The organism is Streptomyces hilarionis (assembly GCF_024539675.1).
In the GTDB taxonomy this organism is placed as follows: Bacteria; Actinomycetota; Actinomycetes; order Streptomycetales; family Streptomycetaceae; genus Streptomyces; species Streptomyces hilarionis.
Window position 1 is genome coordinate 1 of record NZ_JAHHIT010000918.1, and the last position, 232, is coordinate 232.

The 232-nt window shown below is 57.3% G+C and carries 1 pseudogene; it reads left to right on the forward strand.

What is annotated here, in order from left to right:
• Positions 1–115: 115 nt before the first annotated feature.
• Positions 116–232: pseudogene (locus KMS84_RS44935) on the forward strand (Tn3 family transposase); the annotation flags it as partial.

A 232-nucleotide genomic window follows, 5' to 3' on the forward strand; every position in this document is an offset into this window, starting at 1 on the left:
TAGGTATACTCCGCGAAAGGGGGACGTGTCGCTTTGTGATAATGCGCAAGCACCGGGCATCACACATTGTAATGTCGCCCCGGTGCACACGGGTGTCTAGCCATCTTTGCTGGACTTGACCGCAGCCATTGTGCTGTGGAACACGGTGTTTCTCGAGCGGGCAGCCCAAAGGTCAGCCGACGCCGGAAAGCCGGTGAATACAGATCTGTATCAGTACCTGTCGCCGTTGGGC